Here is a 21495-nt window from a genome sequence, read left to right as displayed (position 1 = left end):
TGCGTGATCAGCCCCTGACGCCCAGCAGATGGTCCATGGCCAGCTGATCGAGCCGCTCGAAGGCCATCCCGCGGGCGGCGGCCACGTCGGCGTCGAAGTCCTCGAACGCCGTGCGGTCGGCGAGCAGGCCCTGCAGACCGTCGGCGGCGGTGGCCTGGGCCAGCTCGTCGAGGCGGGAGGCACGCAGGGCGTCCTGGACCTCGGGGTCGGCGCGGAAGGCGGCGGCGCGCTCCTTGAGGATCAGGTAGTTGCGCATGCAGCCCTCGGCCGACGCCCACACGCCGTCCAGGTCCTCGGTGCGCGGCGGCTTGAAGTCGAAGTGACGGGGGCCCGTGTAGCCGGCGCTCTCCAGCAGGTCGACGAGCCAGAAGGCGGAGCGCAGGTCGCCGGCGCCGAACCGGAGGTCCTGGTCGTACTTGATGCCGGACTGGCCGTTGAGGTCGATGTGGAAGAGCTTGCCCGCCCACAGCGCCTGCGCGATGCCGTGCGGGAAGTTCAGGCCCGCCATCTGCTCGTGGCCGACTTCCGGGTTGACGCCGTACAGCTCGGGCCGCTCCAGACGCTCGATGAACGCGAGCGCGTGGCCGACGGTCGGCAGCAGGATGTCGCCGCGGGGCTCGTTCGGCTTGGGCTCGATGGCGAAGCGCAGGTCGTAGCCCTGGGAGGTGACGTACTCGCCGAGGAGGTCGAACGCCTCCTTCATGCGGTCGAGGGCCGCCCGCACGTCCTTGGCGGCGCCGGACTCCGCGCCCTCACGGCCGCCCCAGGCGACGTAGATCTTCGCGCCGAGCTCGACGGCCAGGTCGATGTTGCGGATCGTCTTGCGCAGGGCGTAACGGCGCACGTCACGGTCGTTCGCGGTGAACGCGCCGTCCTTGAAGACGGGGTGGGTGAACAGGTTGGTGGTGGCCATCGGCACGGTGAGGCCGGTGGTGTCCAGGGCCTGGCGGAAGCGCTTGACGTGCTCCTCGCGCTCGCTGTCGGAGGACCCGAACGGGATCAGGTCGTCGTCGTGGAAGGTCACGCCGTAGGCGCCCAGCTCGGCCAGGCGCTGCACCGTCTCGACCGGGTCAAGGGCACGCCGCGTGGCGTCGCCGAACGGGTCCCGTCCCTGCCAGCCGACGGTCCACAGACCGAACGTGAACCTGTCCTGCGGGGTGGGCTGGTAGCTCATGCCACGGCTCCTTGCTCGAAGACTGTCTCGCCACTGTCTCGACGACTGTTCGCCGACTATTTCGTCATGGCCGTTTACAAATTAGTATGCGGACGCATCTCTGGGAAGACAGATCCCGCAGAGCCGCGCAAAAACTTGAGGAGAGCCCGATGTCAGCAGCCGAGGGTCCGCTCGTCGTCGGCGTGGACACGTCCACCCAGTCCACCAAGGTGCTGGTCGTCGACGCGGCCACCGGACAGGTCGTCGCGAGCGGCCAGGCGCCGCACACGGTGACCTCCGGCGCCGGCCGGGAGAGCGACCCCCGCCAGTGGTGGGACGCGCTGCGGGAGGCGCTGCGTCAGTGCGGCGACGCGGCGCACGAGGTGGCCGCCGTGTCCGTCGGCGGCCAGCAGCACGGGCTGGTGACGCTGGACGAGCACGGTGAGCCGGTGCGGCCCGCGCTGCTGTGGAACGACGTGCGCTCGGCCCCTCAGGCGAGCCGGCTGGTGGAGGAGCTGGGCGGGGCGAAGGCGTGGGCGGAGCGTACCGGTTCCGTCCCGGCGGCCTCGTTCACGGTGACGAAGTGGGCGTGGCTCGCCGAGCACGAGCCGGACTCCCTGCGCGCGACGAAAGCCGTACGGCTCCCCCACGACTACCTCACCGAGCGGCTCACGGGCGAGGGCACGACCGACCGGGGCGACGCCTCGGGCACCGGCTGGTGGGCGTCCGGGACGGAGGGCTACGACGAGAAGATCCTCGCCCACGTAGGTCTCGACCCAGCGCTGCTCCCGCGCGTGGTGCGGCCCGGCGAGGTGGCGGGCACCGTACGCGACAGCCACGACCTGCCGTTCTCCAAGGGCACCCTGGTGGCTCCGGGCACCGGCGACAACGCGGCGGCCGCGCTCGGTCTCGGGCTGCGCCCCGGCGCCCCGGTGCTGAGCCTCGGCACCTCGGGCACGGTGTACGCGGTGTCGAAGCGGCGTCCCGCCGATCCCACCGGCACGGTCGCCGGCTTCGCCGACGCCCACGGCGACTGGCTCCCCCTGGCCTGCACCCTGAACTGCACGCTCGCCGTCGACCGCGTCGCGGCCCTGCTCGGCCTGGACCGCGAGGCCGTCGAGCCCGCCGCCGGACTCACGCTCCTCCCCTACCTGGACGGCGAACGCACGCCGAACCTGCCGAACGCCTCCGGCCTGCTGCACGGCCTGCGCCACGACACCACCGCCGGCCAACTCCTCCAGGCCGCCTACGACGGCGCCGTCCACTCCCTGCTCGGCGCGCTCGACCTCGTCCTGGAGGAGGAGGCGGACCGCTCAGCGCCGCTGCTCCTGATCGGCGGCGGCGCCCGGGGAGCGGCCTGGCAGCAGACGGTGCGCCGGCTGTCGGGACGGCCCGTGCAGATCCCCGAGGCCAAGGAGCTCGTGGCGCTGGGCGCTGCGGCGCAGGCGGCCGGACTGCTGACCGGCGAGGACCCGGCCGCGGTCGCCCGGCGCTGGAACACCGCCCGGGGCCCGGTCCTGGACGCCGTGGAGCGGGACGAGGCGACGCTCGCGAGAATCGCCGGGGTACTCTCCGACGCGTCCCCGCTGCTGGAGCGGTCCGAGCGGAGCACGACCGTCCGCTGAACATCAGACACACCGGTGAAGCGATAGGCACACCGGTAAAGCGATAAAGGTATGACGGTATGACCGCACCGCCGCACGACGCCCGCCCGACCGGCCGCGCCCGTGCGCTGCCCGACACCCAGCAGGGCATGCGCCGGCGCAACCTGGCCCGGGTGATGCACGCCGTCAGCGCCGAGGGATCGCTCTCGCGGGCCGCGGTCGCCTCGCGCATCGGTCTGACCCGGGCGGCGGTGTCGACCCTCGTCGACGAGCTCATACGCGCCGGCCTGATCGAGGAACTGGGCCCGGAGCGGCCCGGCCGCGTGGGCCGGCCGGGCTCGGCGCTCGCCGTGAGCGGGCACGGCCCGGCGGGCATCGGCGCCGAGGTCGGCGTCGACCACCTGGCGGTGTGCGCCGTCGATCTGCGCGGGGAGGTCCGTGCGCGTGCCGTGCGGCACGGCACGAACCGGGGCCGGGCCCCCGAGCCGGTGATCGGGGAGCTGACCGGCCTGGTGCGCCAGGTCGTCGCCGAGGCGGAACGCGAGGGGCTGTGGCCGGCGGGTCTCGCCGTGGCCGTCCCCGGCCTCGTCGCCCGGGACGGCCGCACGGTCGTCCGCGCGCCGAACCTCGACTGGAACGACGTGGACCTCGGACCGCTGCTGCCCGACGCGTACTCTCTGACGGTGGACAACGAGGCCAACTTCGGTGGGCTGGCCGAGCTCTGGCTCGTCGAGGACACCCCGCGGGACTTCGTGCACGTGTCGGCCGAGATCGGCATCGGTGCCGCGCTGGTCGTGGACGGCAGTCTGCTGCGTGGCACACGCGGCTTCGCGGGCGAACTGGGCCACGTGCCGGTCCGCCCCGACGGGCCCGCCTGCGTGTGCGGCGGGCGGGGCTGCCTGGAGCAGTACGCCGGCGAGGAAGCGGTGCTGCGCGCGGCCCGCCTGGAGCCGGGCGGGGACCGCGTGGGCCTGCTCGCCGGCCGGGCGACGGACGGCGACGAAGACGTACGACGCGCCCTGCGCGAGGCGGGCACGGCGCTGGGCATCGCCCTGACCGGGGCGCTCAACCTGCTCGACCCCGAGGTCGTCGTCCTGGGCGGCGCTCTGGCGGGGCTGGCGCCGTGGCTGCTGCCGTCACTGGAATCGGAGCTGGCCCGGCGCACGGCAGGCCCCCCGTGCCCCGTCCTGGTCTCCCGGCTGGGCCCGGAGGGACCACTGCTCGGAGCGGCGCACTCCGTGGTACGGACAGTGCTGGACGATCCGGTGGCGGTGTCGGGGCGGTGACAGGCCCCCCGTCAACGACACCTGCCGTGACGTGAACAGCGTACGGACAACGCAGTCGCGACCGGCGCCGCACACCCCCGCCCCGAACGGTTGTCTCGGCGCGCACTCGGAGTGACGATGTCCCCACCATCGCCTTCGGGAGGCCGACTTGACCGATCCCTGGGTGGCCCTGGAGCCGGGGGCCGACCCCGCCGAGCGGGTACGGACACTGCGGCGCGCCCACGAGACGTTCACCGCGGCGGGCACGGTGCCGCGGCCGGTGCGGGCCGTCGTGGCCGACTCGTGGCGGCGTTCGGCGCGAGCAGGCGTGGGCCCCGACGGCACGGCGGACGTGGAGTTGACCGACGGCGACCTCGGCGCCCATCGGGCCGAGCATCCGCTGGCGCGGGTGATGCCGCTGTTCCGCGAACTCATGGGCACGTTCGCCGCCGACGGGGAGCACCTCCTCGCGGTGTGCGACGCACACGGCCGGCTGCTGTGGGTCGAAGGCCACCCGGCGACGCGACGCCAGGCGGGGCGCATGAACTTCGTGCCGGGGGCGCGATGGGCGGAGAACGCGGTCGGGACGAACGCTCCGGGCACGGCCGTCGCCGTGGACCGTCCGGTTCAGGTGTTCGCAGCCGAGCACTTCATCCGCCGGGTACAGCCGTGGACGTGCGCCGCGGCCCCGGTGCACGACCCCCGCACCGGGCGGGTGTTGGGCGCGGTGGACATCACCGGAGGGGACGGGCTGGCGCACCCGCACAGCCTGGGTTTCGTCCAGGCGGTCGCGCGCGCCGCGGAGTCCCAACTCGCGTTGCTCGCGCCGGAGCGTCCACGGTCCACCATGCTCGAGCTGTCCGCGCTGGGCCGGGACGAGGCGCAACTGATCTTTGCCGGACGGACGTTGAGGCTGAGTCCCCGGCACAGTGAGATCGTGGTGCTGCTCGCGCACCATCCGGAAGGTCTGACCGGCGACGAACTGCTGTGCGCGCTGTACGAGGACGAGTCGGTGACGCCGGTGACACTGCGGGCCGAACTCGCCCGACTGCGCGGGGTGTTGGGTCCAGGGCTGTTGGCCTCCCGCCCGTACCGACTGACAGCGGCCGTCGAGTCGGACGTCACGGCCGTCGAACGGCGCCTGACGGCGGGAGCGGTGACGGCGGCCCTTTCCGCATACGCGGGGCCGCTGTTGCCGGCGTCGCGGGCGCCGGCGGTCGTACGGCTCAGGCGTCGCCTCGCCGACGCCCTGCGCGCGGCGCTGATCGCCCGCAGCGACCCGGATCTGCTGGCGGACTGGGTGTACACGCCGTGGGGCGAGGACGACCTCGTCGTATGGCGGGCGCTGGCGGCGGCCCGTCCCACGGCTGCGATCCGGGCGCGCCTGTGCGCGCTGGAGTCGGAACTCAGGGCGCCGGGGCACTGGCCGCGCGTATAGGCGGACCGCTGCCGCGGGGGCACGGGCGACCGCCGCCCTCGCAACGTCCCTGCAACCTCCGCTTCCCTAACCTCCGGCAAAGAGCTGCCCGACGGCGGGCAGCGCTGCTGAGGGAGGCAGGCCACCATGACCCGTTTCGCGGCGCCCGGCACCGAGGGCGCGATCGTCTCCTACCAAGCGCGTTACGACCACTTCATCGGCGGCGAGTACGTGCCGCCGGCTCGGGGGCGGTACTTCGAGAACCCGAGTCCGGTGAACGGGCAGCCTTTCACCGAGGTGGCGCGCGGTACGGCGGAGGACGTGGAACGGGCGCTGGACGCGGCGCACGCGGCCGCGCCGGCCTGGGGCCGCACCTCGGCGACCGAGCGCTCCGACGTCCTGTTGAAGATCGCCGACCGCATGGAGGCGCATCTGGAGTCGCTCGCCGTCGCGGAGAGCTGGGAGAACGGCAAGCCGGTGCGCGAGACGCTGGCCGCGGACATCCCGCTGGCCATCGACCACTTCCGCTACTTCGCCGGCGCGGTCCGCGCCCAGGAGGGCGCCCTCAGCGAGGTGGACGACGACACGGTGGCGTACCACTTCCACGAGCCGCTCGGTGTCGTCGCCCAGATCATCCCGTGGAACTTCCCGGTCCTGATGGCCGCTTGGAAGCTCGCTCCGGCACTGGCGGCGGGGAACGCGGTCGTCATCAAGCCGGCCGAGCAGACTCCCGTCTCGCTCCACTACTGGATGAGCCTGGTGTCCGATCTGCTCCCGCCGGGCGTCGTGAACATCGTCAACGGCTTCGGAGAGGAGGCGGGCAAGCCGTTGGCGTCGAGCCCGCGGGTGGCCAAGGTGGCCTTCACGGGTGAGACGTCCACGGGCCGGCTGATCATGCGGTACGCGGCGGAGAACCTGAAGCCGGTCACCCTGGAACTGGGCGGCAAGTCGCCGAACATCTTCTTCGACGACGTGTGGGACAGGGACGACGACCTGCGCGACAAGGCCCTCGAGGGGTTCACGATGTTCGCGCTGAACCAGGGCGAGGTGTGCACCTGTCCGTCGCGCGGCCTGATCCAGCGTGGCAACTACGGCGACTTCCTGCGCGCGGCCGTCGCCCGCACGGAACTGATCAAACCCGGCCACCCCCTCGACACCGACACGATGATCGGCGCCCAGGCCTCCGGCGACCAGCTCGCGAAGATCCTCTCCTACATCGACATCGGCAGGCAGGAGGGCGCGAAGGTCCTCACGGGCGGTGAACGGGCCGAGTACGACGGCGAGTTGAAGGGCGGTTACTACGTCCAGCCGACGGTCTTCGAGGGCCACAACCGCATGCGCGTCTTCCAGGAGGAGATCTTCGGCCCGGTGGTCTCCGTCGCCTCCTTCGACGACTTCGACGACGCGATCGAGATCGCCAACGACACGTCGTACGGCCTCGGCGCCGGCGTCTGGACCCGGGACATCAACACGGCGTACCGCGCGGGCCGGGCGATCCAGGCGGGCCGCGTCTGGACGAACTGCTACCACGCCTACCCGGCCCACGCGGCCTTCGGCGGCTACAAGCAGTCGGGGATCGGGCGCGAGACGCACAAGATGATGCTGGAGCACTACCAGCAGACGAAGAATCTTCTGGTGTCGTACTCGCCGAAGAAGCTGGGCTTTTTCTGAGAACCGGCCGTCGCCCGGTTCGGTCACAGCCGACCGCGGTGATGCCGGCCTGCACCGCGTTGTCGGCGGCGTCTGGCGGACAGCCGGGACGTCGACGTCCTCCTAGAAGGTGCCGACGCTGCGGTGGCGCCCCGGTTCGTCTGCGGGGCCAGGCCCGTAGGATGACGTGCCTGGCCCCGGTGTGTCAGTTCTCCAGGCGCCAGCGCTGGTTCGCGCCGCCCGAGCAACTCCACAGCTGGATCTTCGTACCGTTGGCGGTCCCCTGGCCGCTGGCGTCCAGGCAGAGCCCCGACTGCGCCGCGGTGATCGTGCCGTCGGGGCTGATGTTCCACTGCTGGTCCGCCTGACCGTTGCAGTCCCAGATCGCCGCCGGCGTGCCGTTGCCCGCCGCCTGGCCCACGCCGAGGCACTTGTTGCCGTAGACCACCAGCTGCTTTCCGGTGCTGTGGGTCCACCGTTGGTTGGAACCGCCGTTGCAGTCCCACAGTTGTGCCTGCGTGCCGTTGGTCGTCGTCGAGTTGTTGATGTCGAGGCAGCGCCCGGACTGCTGACCGACGATCTTCTGGTTGCCGGAGGGCTCCGGCGGCGTCGGCGTGTTCGAGCCGAACTGTGTGAAGAACTGCCACACCGCAGCCGATGTCCAGGTGCGCCAGCCGCTGCCGGTGGAGCCCTCCACGGGACCGGGGTCGTGGCCGCCGTCGAACGCGGCCCAGACGACGGGGTATCCGGACCGGCATCCGGAGTACGTGGTGATGGTGTGCGTCAGGCTTCCCTGACGGGGCTCGGGCGGGTTCTGCCGGATGCAGCCGTTGTTACGGACGAAGGTGTCGCGCAGTTCCCGTCCCAGCGAGATGGGCAGCACGTTGTCCCTGATGCCGTGCAGACCCATGTAGGCGATGGGCTGCGTGCCGCCGTTGCACCCGCTGAGGTTGGCGCCGGAGTAGACCGCGACCGCGCGGAAGACCGTGGCCCGGGAGCAGGCGAGGGCGTACGACATCCCGCCGCCATAGCTGAAGCCGCCGGCGAACAACTGGGTGGTGTCTACGCACAGGCCGGACTCGATCTGGTTGACCAGGGCGTCGACGAAGGCGAGGTCCTGGCCGCCGGGGTTGGCCCAGCCGTTGCCGTTGCCCTGGGGGGCGACGAAGATCGTGCCGTTGTTCGCGTTGTCCGCCAGGCGCCTGAGGCCGTAGTAGGACCAGTTGTACCCGTCCGTTCCGCCCGAGTCGACGTCGTTCGCGGTGCCGCCCCGCCAGTGGAAGCCGAAGACCAGCCGGTAGGGGCGGTTGCGGTCGTAGCCGGCGGGGACCCGCAGGATGTAACCGCGGTTCTGGCCGCCGCTCTGGATCGTGTGGTTTCCACTGGTCAGCGCCGGGGGCTTGCCACAGCCGGTGCTGGCCGCGGCGGCCCTCGTCACCGACGTGGATGCGGCGAGGCCACTGCTGAACGACGTGCCCGCGGCCGCCAGGACGAGAAGCAGCGCGGCCACGAGGGACACCAGGAGCGGTTTGCGTTTCATGCTCTCCTTCTTCCGTGGTCAGGGGAGTGACAGGGAGCGCCGGTGCTCATACCGGGGTGATGGTCCATTGGTTGTTGGTGCTGGAGTTCGGTGTCCACAGCACCGTGGTCGAGCCGGACGTGGTGCTGCCGCTGCCGTCGAGGGCGGTCCCGGTGGCGCGGTTGACGATCTGGTAGCGGTTGTTGCCCAGACTGTTCAGCGACCACTGCTGGTTGTTGCCGCCGTTCCACGCCTGCTGGCGGGCGGGAGCACCGTTGGCGGAGTTTCCGTAACTGTCGGCGGCCATGCCGTTGGTGCGGTTCACGATGCGGTGGTAGCCGTTGCCGAGGTCGATCAGCTGCCACTGCAGGTTGGGGCTGCCGTCCGAGTTCCACTGCTTGAGGTTGGATCCGGAGGCGACGTCGCCGCCGCTGTCGAGCAGCAGCCCGCTGGTCACGTTGGCGATCCTCACCCAGGTGGTGGAGCCGCCCGGCGCGCCCAGAACGGGGATCTGGCCGGAGAAGGTGAGCTTGACCGTGTACGCCAGGGCGCTGAACGGCGGGTTGGACGAGGGCATGGTGAGGTGCAGGCCCGAGGCGTCCTGAGTGGGGGCGGGCAGGTCGATGTAGGCGCCGGCTGTGTTGTCCAGCAGTTGCGCGCGCGTCAGGCTGCTGAGGTTGATCTGGTTGGAGTTGAGCGTCGTGATGTTCATGATGCCGCCCTGCCAGCCCAGCGCGGTGGCGTAGAGGACCTTGTTGTCCTTGCTGCGGGTGAACCGGATGTCCTGCGGTTTGCCGGCCACCGGTCCGCTGAACGACCCTCCGCCCATCTTGGTCGGGCCCTCGCCGTAGCTGGACCAGGAGCGGGTGGAGTAGACCGCCTCCCCGAAGCGGCCGAGCCAGTCGCCCATGGCGAGCAGGATGGACTGCTGCCCGGAGGGGATGGTGCCGTCGGCCATCGGGGCGATGTTCAGCAGCATGCTGCCGCCCTTGCTGACCCGGTCGATCAGCGAGTGGAGCATGGCCTGCGTCGAGTAGTAGCCGATGCCGACCGTGTAGCACCAACTCGAGGACGAGATGCTGTCGTCGGTCAGCCAGTAGGGGGTGAGCAGCCCCGCGGGGCCGCCGCGCTCGAAGTCGAAGACCTCACCCTTGTTGTTGAAGCCGTCCTTGTAGGTGGCGACGACGTCCTTGTTCCACGCGACCGCCTGGTTGTAGTAGTGCGCGAGGAACTGGAGCCGGTAGGACTCCTGCACCTGGTTCAGGGCGAAGTCCTGCCAGACCAGGTCGGGTTGGTAACCGTCGACGACCTCGATCAGCTTGTCGTACCAGAGCTTGTTCTCCGCGGACGCGCCCTGCTGGCCGTACAGGATGCGGAGCGTGGGGTTCGACTGGTACGGCACGTGGTCGTAGAAGCCGGTGAAGTGATAGGCGTGGTGCAGCGAGGCCATGAACTTCAGTCCCTGCGCGCGGATGGCCTGCGCGTGCAGCCCCACCAGGTCGAGCCTGGGACCGTGCTGGACCGAGTTCCACGGGTTGGAGCGGCTGTTCCACATGGAGAAGCCGTCGTGGTGCTCGGCGACCGGGCCGGCGAACCTGGCGCCCGCGGCCTTGAACAGCCGCGCCCAGGCGTCCGGATCGAACCTGCCGCCCTGGGAGGCGAGCTTGGGCGCGAACTGCACGTGGTTGCCGGCCTTGTCGCGGGCGCCGTCGATGAAGTTGCTGTACGGCCACACGGAGGGGTCGCCGTAGGTGGCGATGTGGTGCCGGTTCTCGGCCGAGCCGCCGATGTACATGTTGCGCGGATACCACTCGTTCCCGAACGCGGGAACGCTGAAGGCGCCCCAGTGGTAGTAGATGCCGAACTTGGCGTCCTGGAACCAGGCGGGGGCCGGGGGGTGCTGGTCCACGGAGGACCAGCTCGGGGTGTAGCTCTGGGGGCCCTCGGTCGCGGCGGCGTCGGGTGCGAACCGCAGCAGGCCGACGGCTGTCGCAGCGCCGGCCGCCGCCAGCAGACGGCGCCGGCTGAGCGGCACGGAGGAGGAAGACATGGCTGAAGGCCTCTCGGGGGACTGTCGGAGCGGGAATCTCGGAGGAGGTGCGGGCGTCGGGGAGCGTCGAACCGGCACCGGATCAGTCGCGTGTCCACTTCTGGCTGCCGCTGCCGTTGCAGGTCCACAGCCGCAGCGGCGTGCCGTTGGCCGTTCCGGCGCCGGTGGCGTCCAGGCAGAGACCGGACTGGACACCGGTGACGGTGCCGTCGGCGTGGAGCGTCCACTTCTGGTTGGCGCCGCCGTTGCAGCCCCAGATGGCGACCTTGGTGCCGGGGCTGGTGCCCTGGCCGGCCGCGTCCAGGCAGTCACTGCCGTAGACCCGCAGCTCACCGGCCGAGGTGTTCGTCCACTGCTGGTTGCTGCCGCCGTTGCAGTCCCACAGCGCCACCTGGGTGCCGGCCGTGTGCGACTGGTTCGGCACGTCCACGCAACGGCCGGAGGCGGCCCCGACGAGCGCGCCGGTCGTACCGCCGTCGTTCCCGCCGTTGCCGGGGGTGAGGGACAGGTTGTCGAACTGCGCCGTCTCGCCCTGGCTGGTTCCGTAGCCGATCTGCCCGGTCGCCCAGGTGCTGTCGTTCACCGAACCGACCGTGGCGCCGTCGACGACGGCGGTGATCCTGGTGCCGGAGAAGGTGAGACCCAGGGTGTGCCACCGGTTGGTGCCCAGCGCGGCGGTCGTGCCGCGGGCCAGGGTGGAGACGGCGCCGTCGGTGTTCGAGTCGAGGATCGACCAGGCCCCGGTGTCACTCACCCGCAGACGGTAGGCGTTCTGCCCGCCGGTACGGTCGTAGTCGTGCCCTCCCGCACGGCCGATCAGCTCGACGTAGCCGGGGTGTTCGAGCAGCACGTCCGACGAGAGCGTGTAGTCGCCCCAGCTCACGTCGCCGAGCAGCGCGTGCGGATCGGTCAGCGTGTCCCAGGTGATCGGCTTCTGCGGGCTCATCTGGCGCACGCACATCCCGCCGCGGCCACCGCCGCAGCCCACCGCCTCGAAGGCGCCCTGCCAGTCCATGAGGTACTTCGCCTCGGTGCCGGTGGCGTTGCCGTCGAAGGAGTCGCTGTACGGCAGCTTCAGCGGGGCCTTGGCCGGGCCGGTGGCGGTGCCCTTGCCCTGTCCGGTCGTGGTGGTCAGGGTGTACATGTGCCCGGGCCGGACGGTCAGGCTGAAGGTGCCGCCGGACGGGGTGATGTCGGTGGCGTGCACGAAGTGGTCGGCCGTGTTGCCGGACCTGACGTCTGTGGACCAGACGTGGACGGTTCCGGTGGACAGCCCACCGGCGACGTTGAAGTTCAGCGTCTGGTCGCCGCCGGCGTCCATGGTCTCGATGACCGTGGAGTAGTCGGAAGTGCTGGGTGACTTCAGCGACACGTAGCTTCCGTTGGCGCGGTTGCCGCCGATGTAGCCGCTGGAGGAGTCGAGGTATCGCCACCCCGGGGCGGTGAACTGGCTGGTGTGCGCCGTCACCCAGGCGTTCTTGCCGATCGAGTAGGCGCCGGACCACGGCTGCGAGGCCAGGGCGAGACCCATCGTGGGGTACGGCAGGTTGGGGGTGAGGGCGGCGACCACCGGCCAGTTGAGGTAGGCGGTCATCCGCCCGTCGATGTACCCGCGGTTGATGCCGCGGGCCACGGCCTGCGCTCCCCCGTTGTAGTCGTCGGAGCCGTTCTCGCTCGCCCACAGGGGCTTGCCGGACGCCAGGGCGGCCGACGGGACCGAGCAGTTGGACTGAGCCGACCGGTAGCCGCAGGGATAGTGCGTGCCGATGGCGCTCACCCCGGCGGCGAACGCCGGGTCGGAGTTGATGTCGTTCGCCACGGCCCAGTCCGAGTCGGCGGCGACGATCTTGACGTTGCCGTAGCCGTTGCTGTTGAGCGCGCCGCGCAGCTGCCGGTACCAGGAGACGTTGTAGCCGCGCTCGTTCCATCCGCCGAGGTAGTCGATGCTCAGCGCGTGCTTCTTGGCGCAACCGAGCCAGGAGAGCGCATAGTCGACCATGTCGGTGGACCAGAAGTTCCCGCCGCCGATCCAGCCGGGCGCGCCCCAGGCGAGCCCGTACAGCTTGATGCCGGGGTTGCGCGCCTTGGCCTGCTCCATCAGCCACCATTCGTAGCCTCGGTCGCAGTTGAGGTCGGACCGGGTGTGCTGGTGACTCGGTTCGGCCCCCGAGGTGGAGTTGGTGTCGCCCCCGATCTCCGCCTTGAGCATTTGGAGGGAGGCGCCGTAGCCGGGCCGGAACAGGTAGTCGAGGATCTGGCCGCGCTGGGGCTCGGGGTAGTCGATCAGGAGCCTGCTGTTGCCGCCCCCGCCGCTGATCGCGCCGACGCCGTCGAAGGTCCGGCCGCCGGACGCGCCGTTGATCGTGACGGAGGTGGCGGCCCGGGCCGGCGCGGCGGCCGTGCCGACGATGCCGCCGGCGGCCAGGAGGAGGCCCGCGAGCACGGCCGCTCCGGCGCGCAGGCGCCGTAACGGCCGTCCGAATGCTGACACGGTGGGTTCCTTTCGCAGGGTGGGGTGCCGTGGCCGGTGGGGGCGGGTCCGGCCGTAGGGGCCGATGACTGTGCGGTCAGCGGACGAAGTGCCGGTGTGTTCGCGCACTGCCACTGGTTCAGTTGCCGCCGGCGCCGTGGACGATGAGCTCAGCGGTAGCCGGCCGCGGTGACGTTGGCCTGTACGGCGTTGTCGGTCGCGTCGGAGGGGTAGCCGGCGACGATGGCTCCTTCATAGAAGGTGCCGGCGCTCAGGTTGGCGCCGCCACCGGGCTTGCAGCAGTCGCCGCCGCTGCCCAGGACGATGGCCCCTTGTTTCTTCATGGGGCTGTATCCGCCGGGAAGTCCGCCGTCCCACAGCGTGGTCAGGCCACCGGACTGCGCGTTGCCGCCCTTGAGGGCGAACCTCGACGTGCCGTTGTTCTTCAGCATCGCCGTCACGAACTTGCTGGGAAACGCCCGCTGGTCGGCGTTCCAGGACCGGCTGCCGCCGGGGTACAGGCCCCACTCGAGGTCGGCCTGCACCCAGGGGCCGCCGCCGGCGCACCCGCCGAACCAGCACTGGGTACCGAAGTTGATCGCGTCCATCGCCCCGGCGGCGTCGGCCTTCCGGCTCGTCTCGCTGTTGCCGTAGTCGAAGCAGCAGCCACTGTTGACGTGGGTGCCGCTGGTCACCATGTACGCCCCTTCGGGTGCGGCACCGGTCGGCACGCCCGTCAGGTGGCCGTCCCGCCAGTAGCTGTTCCCGGGGTTGATGTACAGCGAGTAGGCCTTGGTGCCCCCGGCCGTGAGCGACTCGGAGGTCGCCTTCGCGGGGCTGCTCTGACTCGACCCGGGGACCTGGGCCGATCCCTGGTACCACAGGTCGTTGCCGTGTCCGGACTGGTCGCGTACGACGGTGATCACGCACGAGGTGTTGGCGCAGAACGAGTCCTGCGCCGCCGCGTCGGCGAAGCCGCCGGGCGCCAGCACGCCGATGTCCCTGGTGGCGTTGTCCGAGGAGCGCCTGACCTGGTACAGGGAGCCGTTGTACGAACGCTGCAGTGCGCGCACCGTGCTGTGCGCGGCCACGCACGGCGTGCCGCCCGCGGCGTAGATGTCGCAGGGGCCGGACCCGCCGGGCGGAGGCGGAGGCGCCGGGGTGCTCCACTTCTGGTTGCTCTGGCCGTTGCAGGTCCACAGGACGACCGCGGTGCCATTGGCCGTTCCCGCTCCGCTGACGTCCAGGCAGAAGCCGGATGCCGCACCGGTGACGGACCCGTCGGAGTTCCGTCGCCACACCTGGGCCGGCCGGCCGTCGCATGCCCGGATGACCACCGGGGCTCCGGGAGTCGTCCGGTTGTCGTAGGCGTCCACGCACCGGGTGCCGCCCATCGTCCTCAGCTCACCCGCCGACGTGAACTCGAAGGCCTGGTTGACCTGGTCGTTGCAGTCCCAGATGTCCAGCGCCGTTCCCGGCGTGTCGACGTTGCCCTTGACATCCAGGCACCGCCCCGACGCCGAGCTCACCAGGGGCGCCGCCGACGCCGCTGACGGCCAGGACGGCGACGTCGCGAGCATGATGGCCAGCAGTGCCATGACGCATACGGTGGCGGCCGCCGGTAAGCGTCGTCCGAGAGCCGCTGGGCTCCGGGGCGGAACGAATGAAGGCTGCATTCTGTTCCTTGGATATGTGGGGGGAAGGGGACAGAGAGTGCCGTACCTGTCCGAAGGGGCCAGGACGCTCTGAGCATCCACAGGGACCCTCAGACATCCCATGTCGATAGTGATTCCATACGCCTCTCGCGCTGTCAATAGACGTGTCGCTCTATGCCAGAACCCCATCCATCCCATGTATACGCGGGACTGAGCCGCTGTCAGGGCGTGGCGGAACCCGCGTCCGGCGACGGCCGCCGTGCCGGGCGCGGGTGTTCGTCCACCTCACCTGAGGTTCACCGGGTCAGGAGACCGGCAGAGCCGTCCACTGTTGGTTGGCGCCGCCGTTGCAGTCCCACAGGACCAGTTGCGTTCCGTCGGCGGCGGACGCGCCGGGGATGTGGAGGCAGCGGCCGGAGACCGGGTTGCGGTAACCCGCGTTGTACGCCTGCCACTGTTGGTTGGTGCCGCCGTTGCAGTCCCAGACAGCGATCTTCGTGCCGTTGGCGGTACCCCGGCCGGTGGCGTCGAGGCACTTGCCGACGGCCCGCAGGGTGCCGTCGGAGCGAGCGGACCAGAGCTGGGCGTAGGAGCCGTTGCAGGACCGGATGTCCACCGCGGTCCCGTTGGCGCTGTTGCCGCCGTTGACGTCCAGGCACTTCCCCGCGATCCCCGAGCGCACCTCACCGCCCGCGGAAGCCGGCGGCTTGATCCAGCCGGCCGCGTCCGCGGCCTGGATTCCGGCGTTGAAGGCGTCCGCCATCTTGCGGTAGCCGGTGTCGTCGGGGTGCAGGGCGTCGGCCAGGTCGGCTCTGGTCAGGGCGCTCATGTCCACCAGGCGTACGTGCTTGCCGGCGGCCTGCGCGGCCTGGACGATCCCGGGGACCCTGGCGTTGAACGCGGGCCGGTTGGCCTCCTCCGTGCCACTGGTGGAGATGATCACGGTGCCGACCAGGACGGTCGCGTCGGGGGCGGCGCGGGTGATCCGGTCGATGAGCGCACGTAGCCGGTCGGGGGCGGTCGGGATCTGGTAGTTGCCGTTCAGGTCGTTGGTGCCGATCTCCAGAGTGACCACGTTCGGGCGGTGACGGTTCAGCACGGAGTCCGCGATGCCGGTGATCTGGTCGATCCGCCAGCCGGAGTGGCCTTCGTTGTCAGGGTCGGACATGGTGCCGTTCCGACCCGAGCCGACGAAGTCCAGTGCGTGTCCCTCGGCCGCCAGCTGGTTCCGCAGGAAGGCGCGGTAGCCATTCCCTGACGAGCTGCCGACGCCCCAGGTGATGGAGTCCCCCAACGGCATCAACCGCAGGGGGGTGGGCGCGGCGGCCCGTACGGCGGAGGGCGGCGACCCGGCGCCGGTGGCGGCCGCCGCGGGCAGGGTGGCGCCCAGACCGAGCGCGGGCGCCGGCGCCGCGACCCAGGGTGCGAGGGTCGCCGCCACCAGGGCGGCGACCCGGGACCACCAGCGACGCCGTGGCGGAGGGGCGGGCGAGACCGCACCGTGGGTCTTCATCGATTCACCCTTTCGTTCGTGTCAGGTCCGATCAGGTGCGGGTCCAGCGCTGGTTGCTGCCGTTCGAGCAGGAGTAGAGCTGGATCAGGGTGCCGTTGGCGGTGCCGCCCCCGACGGCGTCGAGGCAGAGGCCGGACTGGACGCCGACGATGGATCCGTCGGAGTTGAGGCGCCATTTCTGGTTGTCGCCGCCCCAGCAGGCGTAGATCTGGACCTTGACGCCGTTGCCGGTGCCGGCGGCGTCCAGGCACTTGTCGCCGTAGACCCTGAGTTCGCCGGCGGCAGTGTACGTCCACAGCTGGTTCGTGCCGTTGTGGCAGTCCCACAGATTGAGCTGGGTGCCGTCGGTGGTACTGGTGCCGGGCACGTCCAGACAGCGGCCCGAACCGACGCCCCGGACCGGTCCGGAGTCCGAAGGCGTGGGGGGGTTCGGGGTGGAGCCGCCGTTGAGGGCGTTGAGGACGGCGGTGTAGGCGGGCTTCTTGCTGCCGTTGCCGTTGAACAGCAGCGGCGTCTGCTCCGATCGCCAGGAGTCGGTGTCGCGCACACCCCAGACGGTGATGCCGAGGCAGCGCGAGACGGCCAGGCAGTCGTTGGTCACGTTGGCGTAGGTCGTGGCCGAGGCGCCCTGGATGTCGAGCTCGGTGATGGCCACATCGACGCCGAGGGCGGCGAAGCTCTGCAGGGTGGTGCGGAAGTTGCTGTTGTACGGGCTGTCGTTGTTGAAGTGCGACTGGAAGCCGACGCAGTCGATCGGCACGCCGCGCTGCTTGAAGTCGCGGACCATGTTGTACACGCCCTGGGTCTTGGCCCAGGTCCAGTTCTCGATGTTGTAGTCGTTGTAGCAGAGCTTGGCGGCCGGGTCGGCGGCGCGCGCGGTGCGGAAGGCGACCTCGATCCAGTCGTTGCCGGTGCGCTGCAGGTTGGAGTCGCGCCGACCTCCTGAATTGCCGTCGGCGAACGCCTCGTTCACGACGTCCCACTGGGCGATCTTGCCCTTGTAGTGGGCCATCACGCCGTTGATGTGGTTGATCATCGCCTGGCGCAGTGCGCTGCCGCTGAGGCTCTGCATCCAACCGGGTTGCTGGGAGTGCCAGGCCAGAGTGTGGCCGCGCACCTGCTTGCCGTTCTGCACCGCCCAGTTGTAGACACGGTCGCCGGCGCTGAAGTTGAACTGGCCCCGCTGTGGTTCGGTGGCGTCGATCTTCATCTCGTTCTCGGCCGTCACCGAGTTGAACTCACGGCTCGCGATCGTCGTGTAGGCCGAGTCGCCCAGCCTGCCCGAGGCGATGGCGGTACCGAAGTAGCGGCCGCTCTGCGCCGCCGCGGCGCCGAGCGTGTTCTCGGCGGCGTGTGCGGTCGGCGGCGCGACCAGTGCGGCGACCACTGCGAGGACACCGGCGACCAAAGCCCACAGCAGGCCGCGGACCTTCCGGCGGACAACTGGTCTGGCAAGGGCATACGAACCCATGAATGTGCCTCCAGGGTAGGCGTCGAAGAAGGACTGAACTGCGGCGGCCGGCGCGTGGTCCGACGCATCGTGAGGGAATGCGTCGCCGCTCCCACTCGGAGACGGACGGGGCGGTCCGAAACCAGGGCAGCTCGGAACCACCGGACACCGCGCTCAGGGGACGGGACGATCTCGACCGGCACGGACGGCACTCGGCCGGTCGTCGGGTGACGTACGGCGGGTGGAACGTGAAGGGGTGGCGCAGGCTTTGGTGTGCTGATCTGTCGTGCAGCTGTGCCTGGATCTGCTCTGCGGCACTGAATCGGTTCGACGTCGCGAACTGTGAGCGGCTCCTCAGCCAGGGATGATTGAGGCATTGACGATGCATCGTCAATACTCACCGCAGAAGAAATTTCGATCCCTCGACCGAAACTTCCGGGATCTCGGCAAGCCGAGGGGCGAGCCCAGGGCGGCGTCGTCGACGGATACCGCCGGGCCGGGGCCGCGTTGCCGGCCGGTTCGACAGCTTGCCCGGCCGAAGGGAGGCGCTTTTTGTGGACAGATCCGCGACAGACCTTGACCAGAGGGCCCAACATTCCTAGCTTGTGACGTCAAAGCTTCCGGGAGATTTTCGAATGTTTCGAGATCCCCCCTCCTCGTCCCGGGAGTCCGCTCCGTGGTTCATCGGGGTCACCTCACCCCGCCCCCACAAAAGGAGGCCCTCTCATGTGGTTTCGCCACCCACCGGTCCGCATGAGGCGATTACTCGCCGTTCTCGCGCCTTTGCTGCTCGTATCCACCTTCCTCGGTGCCCAGCCCGCCGGCGCGGCGACCGTAGACCCCAACGCCTCGTACGTGCTGGTCAACCGCAACAGCGGCAAGGCCTTGGACGTCTACAACATGGCGACCGGCGACGGCGCCCGCATCACTCAATGGACCAGGAACGATCAGAACCAGCAGCAGTGGCAGTTCGTCGATTCCGGGGGCGGCTGGTACCGCATCGTGTCCCGCCACTCGGGCAAGGTCCTGGACGTCCAGAACAGGTCCACCGCCAACGGGGGCCCGATCGTCCAGTGGGCCGACCTGAACGGCACCAACCAGCAGTGGCGGCCGGCCGACAGCCCGGACGGCTACGTTCGGCTCATCTCGCGCCACAGCAACAAAGCCCTCGAGGTGCAAGGCGCCTCCACCGCCGACAACGCGAACATCGTCCAGTACGACGACTGGGGCGGCACCAACCAGCAGTGGCAGCTCGTCAAGGTCGGCGCCGGCACCCCCGGCCCGTGCGATCTTCCCTCGACATACCGCTGGACGTCGACGGGCGCGCTGGCCCAGCCCAAGCCGGGGTGGGTCTCGCTCAAGGACTTCACCGTCGTCCCCTACAACGGCAGGCAACTCGTCTACGCGACGACGCACGACACGGGGACGCGTTGGGGCTCGATGAACTTCGGCCTGTTCACCGACTGGTCGGAGATGGCCTCGGCCGGCCAGAACACGATGTCGGCTTCCACCGTCGCGCCCACGCTCTTCTACTTCGCGCCGAAGAACATCTGGGTGCTCGCCTACCAGTGGGGCGGAACCGCCTTCTCCTACCGGACGTCGAGCGACCCCACCAACCCCAATGGCTGGTCGGCCCAGCAGGTGCTCTTCTCGGGAAGCATCCCCGGCCCGGGAACAGGACCCATCGACCAGACGCTCATCGGTGACGGGACGAACATGTACCTGTTCTTCGCCGGTGACAACGGCAAGATCTACCGGGCCGGTATGCCGATCGGGAACTTCCCGGGCAGCTTCGGCTCCACCTCGACAGTGGTCATGAGCGACACGACGAACAACCTGTTCGAAGCCCCGCAGGTCTACAAGCTGCAGGGCCAGAACCGCTACCTCATGATCGTCGAGGCGATCGGCTCGCAGGGCCACCGTTACTTCCGCTCGTTCACGGCCACCAGTCTGAACGGCTCCTGGACACCCCAGGCCGCGACCGAGAGCAACCCCTTCGCCGGCAAGGCCAACAGCGGCGCCACGTGGACCGACGACATCAGCCACGGCGAACTGATCCGCACCGGCCCCGACCAGACCATGACCGTCGATCCCTGCCATCTGCAGTTGCTCTACCAGGGGCGCAGCCCCAACTCCGGCGGCGACTACGGCCTCCTGCCCTACCGCCCGGGCCTGCTGACACGGCAGCGCTGACGGCGTGACACGAGTCCGGCTCCGGTACGGAGCCGGCGTGGCGGGCTCGGCCGAAGGCCGGGCCCGCCCGGTCACGCTCGCCGGTGCCGGGGCTGCCCATGAACGCCGGTCCGGACGGGTCGGGGGCGACCGGATACAGTGCGCGGGACGGCGGCCTCGTCAGGGAGGGCAAGCGTGACCGACACCAGCAGCACCCGGCCCGGAGAGGGTGAGGCGCCAGCGCTGCGGAAGAGCCGACTGCACCGCCTGATGCGCTACATCCCCCTGATCGCCCCCGTCCTGCTGTGGGCCGTGCCCTGCTGGGTGCTCCTGCACAGCGGCCAGCACTGGCCGCTGCCCGTCTCTCTGACCGGCACCGCCCTGTTCGCCCTGGGCCTCATCGGTATGCCGCTCGCGATGGCGCGCGGCCACGGCCGGCGCCAGCAGGACCGGGCGGCGATCACCGGTGACACCCTCCTGGGCGCCAGTTGGGTCTTGTTCACCTGGTCCGTCCTGCTCGGCGTCCTCCTGAGGCCGGCCCTGGCCGTGGCCGGCGTCGGCGAAAGCCAGGACCGGGCCCGGATCGTCGCCTGGGCCGTCCTCGGCGTGACCGCCGTACTGCTCGCATGGGGGTACGCCGAGGCCCGCCGCGTGCCACGCGTGCGCCGGCTCGACGTGCGACTCCCCCGGCTGGGCCCCGGGTTGGACGGCCTCCGCGTCGTCCTCATCACCGACACCCACTACGGCCCACTCGACCGCGCCCGCTGGTCGGCACGGGTGTGCGAGACGGTGAACACCCTGCAAGCCGACCTGGTCTGCCACACCGGCGACATCGCGGACGGGACGGCCGAACGCCGCCGCGCCCAGGCCGCCCCACTCGGTGCCGTGCGGGCGACCCGGGCCCGGGTGTACGTCACCGGCAACCACGAGTACTACAGCGAGGCCCAGGGCTGGGTCGACCTGATGGACGAACTGGGCTGGGAGCCGCTGCGCAACCGCCATCTGCTGCTGGAACGCGGAGGCGACACCCTCGTGGTCGCCGGCGTGGACGACGTCACCGCCGAGTCCTCCGGCCTGGCGGGCCACCGCGCCCACCTCGCCGGAGCCTTGCACGGCGTCGACCCCGGCCTGCCCGTCCTGCTCCTGGCGCACCAGCCCAAGTTCGTCGACCGGGCGGCAGCCGCCGGCGTCGACCTCCAACTGTCCGGTCACACCCACGGCGGCCAGATCTGGCCCTTTCACCACCTGGTCCGCATCGACCAGCCCGTCGTCGCGGGCCTGAGCCGACACGGCAGCCGCACCCTCCTCTACACCAGCCGCGGCACCGGCTTCTGGGGCCCGCCGTTCCGCGTCTTCGCCCCCAGCGAGATCACCCTGCTCGTGCTCCGCACGCATCTGCCCACCTCGCCGTAGCACCAGGCGGCCGATCGACCCGTCGCCGAGCAGGGGGCCCGGCGGTGACGGAAGTCAGTGGAGGCCCTGTCACCCGCTCTGTTACCGTCCTGTCGCCGGCCGCGGGACTCCGGTGCGACTTCCGGAACCTGCCTATGAAGCAATGATTCGCAGCTCGTGCCCCC

Annotated in this window: 13 protein-coding genes; 6 read left to right on the top strand and 7 right to left on the bottom strand. The window is 70.4% G+C overall.

Annotation, left to right across the window (positions count from 1 at the left end; translation table 11 throughout):
* Positions 1-7 precede the first annotated feature (7 nt).
* Positions 8-1174, bottom strand: a complete 1167-nt coding sequence (xylA, locus tag EV567_RS15080; RefSeq protein WP_130440176.1) for a xylose isomerase — start codon at positions 1172-1174, stop codon at positions 8-10.
* 149 nt (positions 1175-1323) lie between these two features.
* Between xylA and xylB the strand changes: the two genes are divergently transcribed.
* The 4 genes from xylB to EV567_RS15060 all read left to right on the top strand — a co-directional run bounded on the left by xylB (position 1324) and on the right by EV567_RS15060 (position 7110).
* The gene (gene xylB / locus EV567_RS15075; protein WP_130440174.1) at positions 1324-2778 is read left to right on the top strand and encodes a xylulokinase; all 1455 of its coding nucleotides are present in this window, start codon (positions 1324-1326) and stop codon (positions 2776-2778) included.
* Positions 2779-2837: 59 nt separating this feature from the next.
* Positions 2838-4043: an ROK family transcriptional regulator gene (locus tag EV567_RS15070; RefSeq protein ID WP_130440172.1), complete on the top strand. Its 1206-nt coding sequence runs from the start codon at positions 2838-2840 to the stop codon at positions 4041-4043.
* A 148-nt stretch (positions 4044-4191) separates the two neighbouring features.
* Complete coding sequence (locus EV567_RS15065; protein ID WP_130440170.1) at positions 4192-5460, top strand: GAF domain-containing protein; 1269 nt, start codon at positions 4192-4194, stop codon at positions 5458-5460.
* Between the two features lie 126 nt (positions 5461-5586).
* Positions 5587-7110, top strand: a complete 1524-nt coding sequence (locus tag EV567_RS15060) for an aldehyde dehydrogenase family protein (protein WP_130440168.1) — start codon at positions 5587-5589, stop codon at positions 7108-7110.
* A gap of 184 nt (positions 7111-7294) precedes the next feature.
* Here the strand turns inward: EV567_RS15060 and EV567_RS15055 are convergent, their stop codons facing one another.
* From EV567_RS15055 to EV567_RS15030, 6 genes are all read right to left on the bottom strand, one after another.
* Positions 7295-8629 (bottom strand): RICIN domain-containing protein, encoded by a 1335-nt coding sequence (locus EV567_RS15055; RefSeq protein WP_165430383.1) that lies wholly within the window; start codon positions 8627-8629, stop codon positions 7295-7297.
* A 46-nt stretch (positions 8630-8675) separates the two neighbouring features.
* Positions 8676-10658: an alpha-L-fucosidase gene (locus EV567_RS15050; RefSeq protein ID WP_130440166.1), complete on the bottom strand. Its 1983-nt coding sequence runs from the start codon at positions 10656-10658 to the stop codon at positions 8676-8678.
* Between the two features lie 82 nt (positions 10659-10740).
* A complete protein-coding gene (locus EV567_RS15045) occupies positions 10741-13149 on the bottom strand; it encodes a ricin-type beta-trefoil lectin domain protein (RefSeq protein WP_165430382.1) in 2409 nt (802 codons plus the stop codon).
* A 149-nt stretch (positions 13150-13298) separates the two neighbouring features.
* Entirely contained in the window at positions 13299-14726 is a 1428-nt protein-coding gene (locus EV567_RS15040) for an arabinofuranosidase catalytic domain-containing protein (protein ID WP_130440164.1), read from the bottom strand.
* Positions 14727-15087: 361 nt separating this feature from the next.
* A complete protein-coding gene (locus EV567_RS15035) occupies positions 15088-16224 on the bottom strand; it encodes an SGNH/GDSL hydrolase family protein (RefSeq protein ID WP_242620844.1) in 1137 nt (378 codons plus the stop codon).
* Between the two features lie 103 nt (positions 16225-16327).
* Entirely contained in the window at positions 16328-17767 is a 1440-nt protein-coding gene (locus tag EV567_RS15030; RefSeq protein WP_130440160.1) for an endo-1,4-beta-xylanase, read from the bottom strand.
* A 705-nt stretch (positions 17768-18472) separates the two neighbouring features.
* Between EV567_RS15030 and EV567_RS15025 the strand changes: the two genes are divergently transcribed.
* Positions 18473-19939 (top strand): non-reducing end alpha-L-arabinofuranosidase family hydrolase, encoded by a 1467-nt coding sequence (locus EV567_RS15025; protein ID WP_130440158.1) that lies wholly within the window; start codon positions 18473-18475, stop codon positions 19937-19939.
* Positions 19940-20113: 174 nt separating this feature from the next.
* A complete protein-coding gene (locus tag EV567_RS15020; RefSeq protein WP_130440156.1) occupies positions 20114-21331 on the top strand; it encodes a metallophosphoesterase in 1218 nt (405 codons plus the stop codon).
* Positions 21332-21495 lie beyond the last annotated feature (164 nt).

Origin of the sequence: Streptomyces sp. BK239, from assembly GCF_004217285.1 — a bacterium.
GTDB lineage: Bacteria > Actinomycetota > Actinomycetes > Streptomycetales > Streptomycetaceae > Streptomyces.
This window is presented reverse-complemented; position numbering and strand designations above follow the sequence as displayed.

Excerpts from the sequence above, each read along its gene's own strand:
- EV567_RS15025 (WP_130440158.1), top strand. The coding sequence starts at position 18,473 with ATGTGGTTTCGCCACCCACCGGTCCGCATGAGGCGATTACTCGCCGTT.
- xylB (WP_130440174.1), top strand. The coding sequence starts at position 1,324 with ATGTCAGCAGCCGAGGGTCCGCTCGTCGTCGGCGTGGACACGTCCACC.
- EV567_RS15070 (WP_130440172.1), top strand. The coding sequence starts at position 2,838 with ATGACCGCACCGCCGCACGACGCCCGCCCGACCGGCCGCGCCCGTGCG.
- EV567_RS15040 (WP_130440164.1), bottom strand. The coding sequence starts at position 14,726 with ATGGCACTGCTGGCCATCATGCTCGCGACGTCGCCGTCCTGGCCGTCA.
- EV567_RS15030 (WP_130440160.1), bottom strand. The coding sequence starts at position 17,767 with ATGGGTTCGTATGCCCTTGCCAGACCAGTTGTCCGCCGGAAGGTCCGC.
- EV567_RS15060 (WP_130440168.1), top strand. The coding sequence starts at position 5,587 with ATGACCCGTTTCGCGGCGCCCGGCACCGAGGGCGCGATCGTCTCCTAC.
- EV567_RS15055 (WP_165430383.1), bottom strand. The coding sequence starts at position 8,629 with ATGAAACGCAAACCGCTCCTGGTGTCCCTCGTGGCCGCGCTGCTTCTC.
- EV567_RS15050 (WP_130440166.1), bottom strand. The coding sequence starts at position 10,658 with ATGTCTTCCTCCTCCGTGCCGCTCAGCCGGCGCCGTCTGCTGGCGGCG.
- xylA (WP_130440176.1), bottom strand. The coding sequence starts at position 1,174 with ATGAGCTACCAGCCCACCCCGCAGGACAGGTTCACGTTCGGTCTGTGG.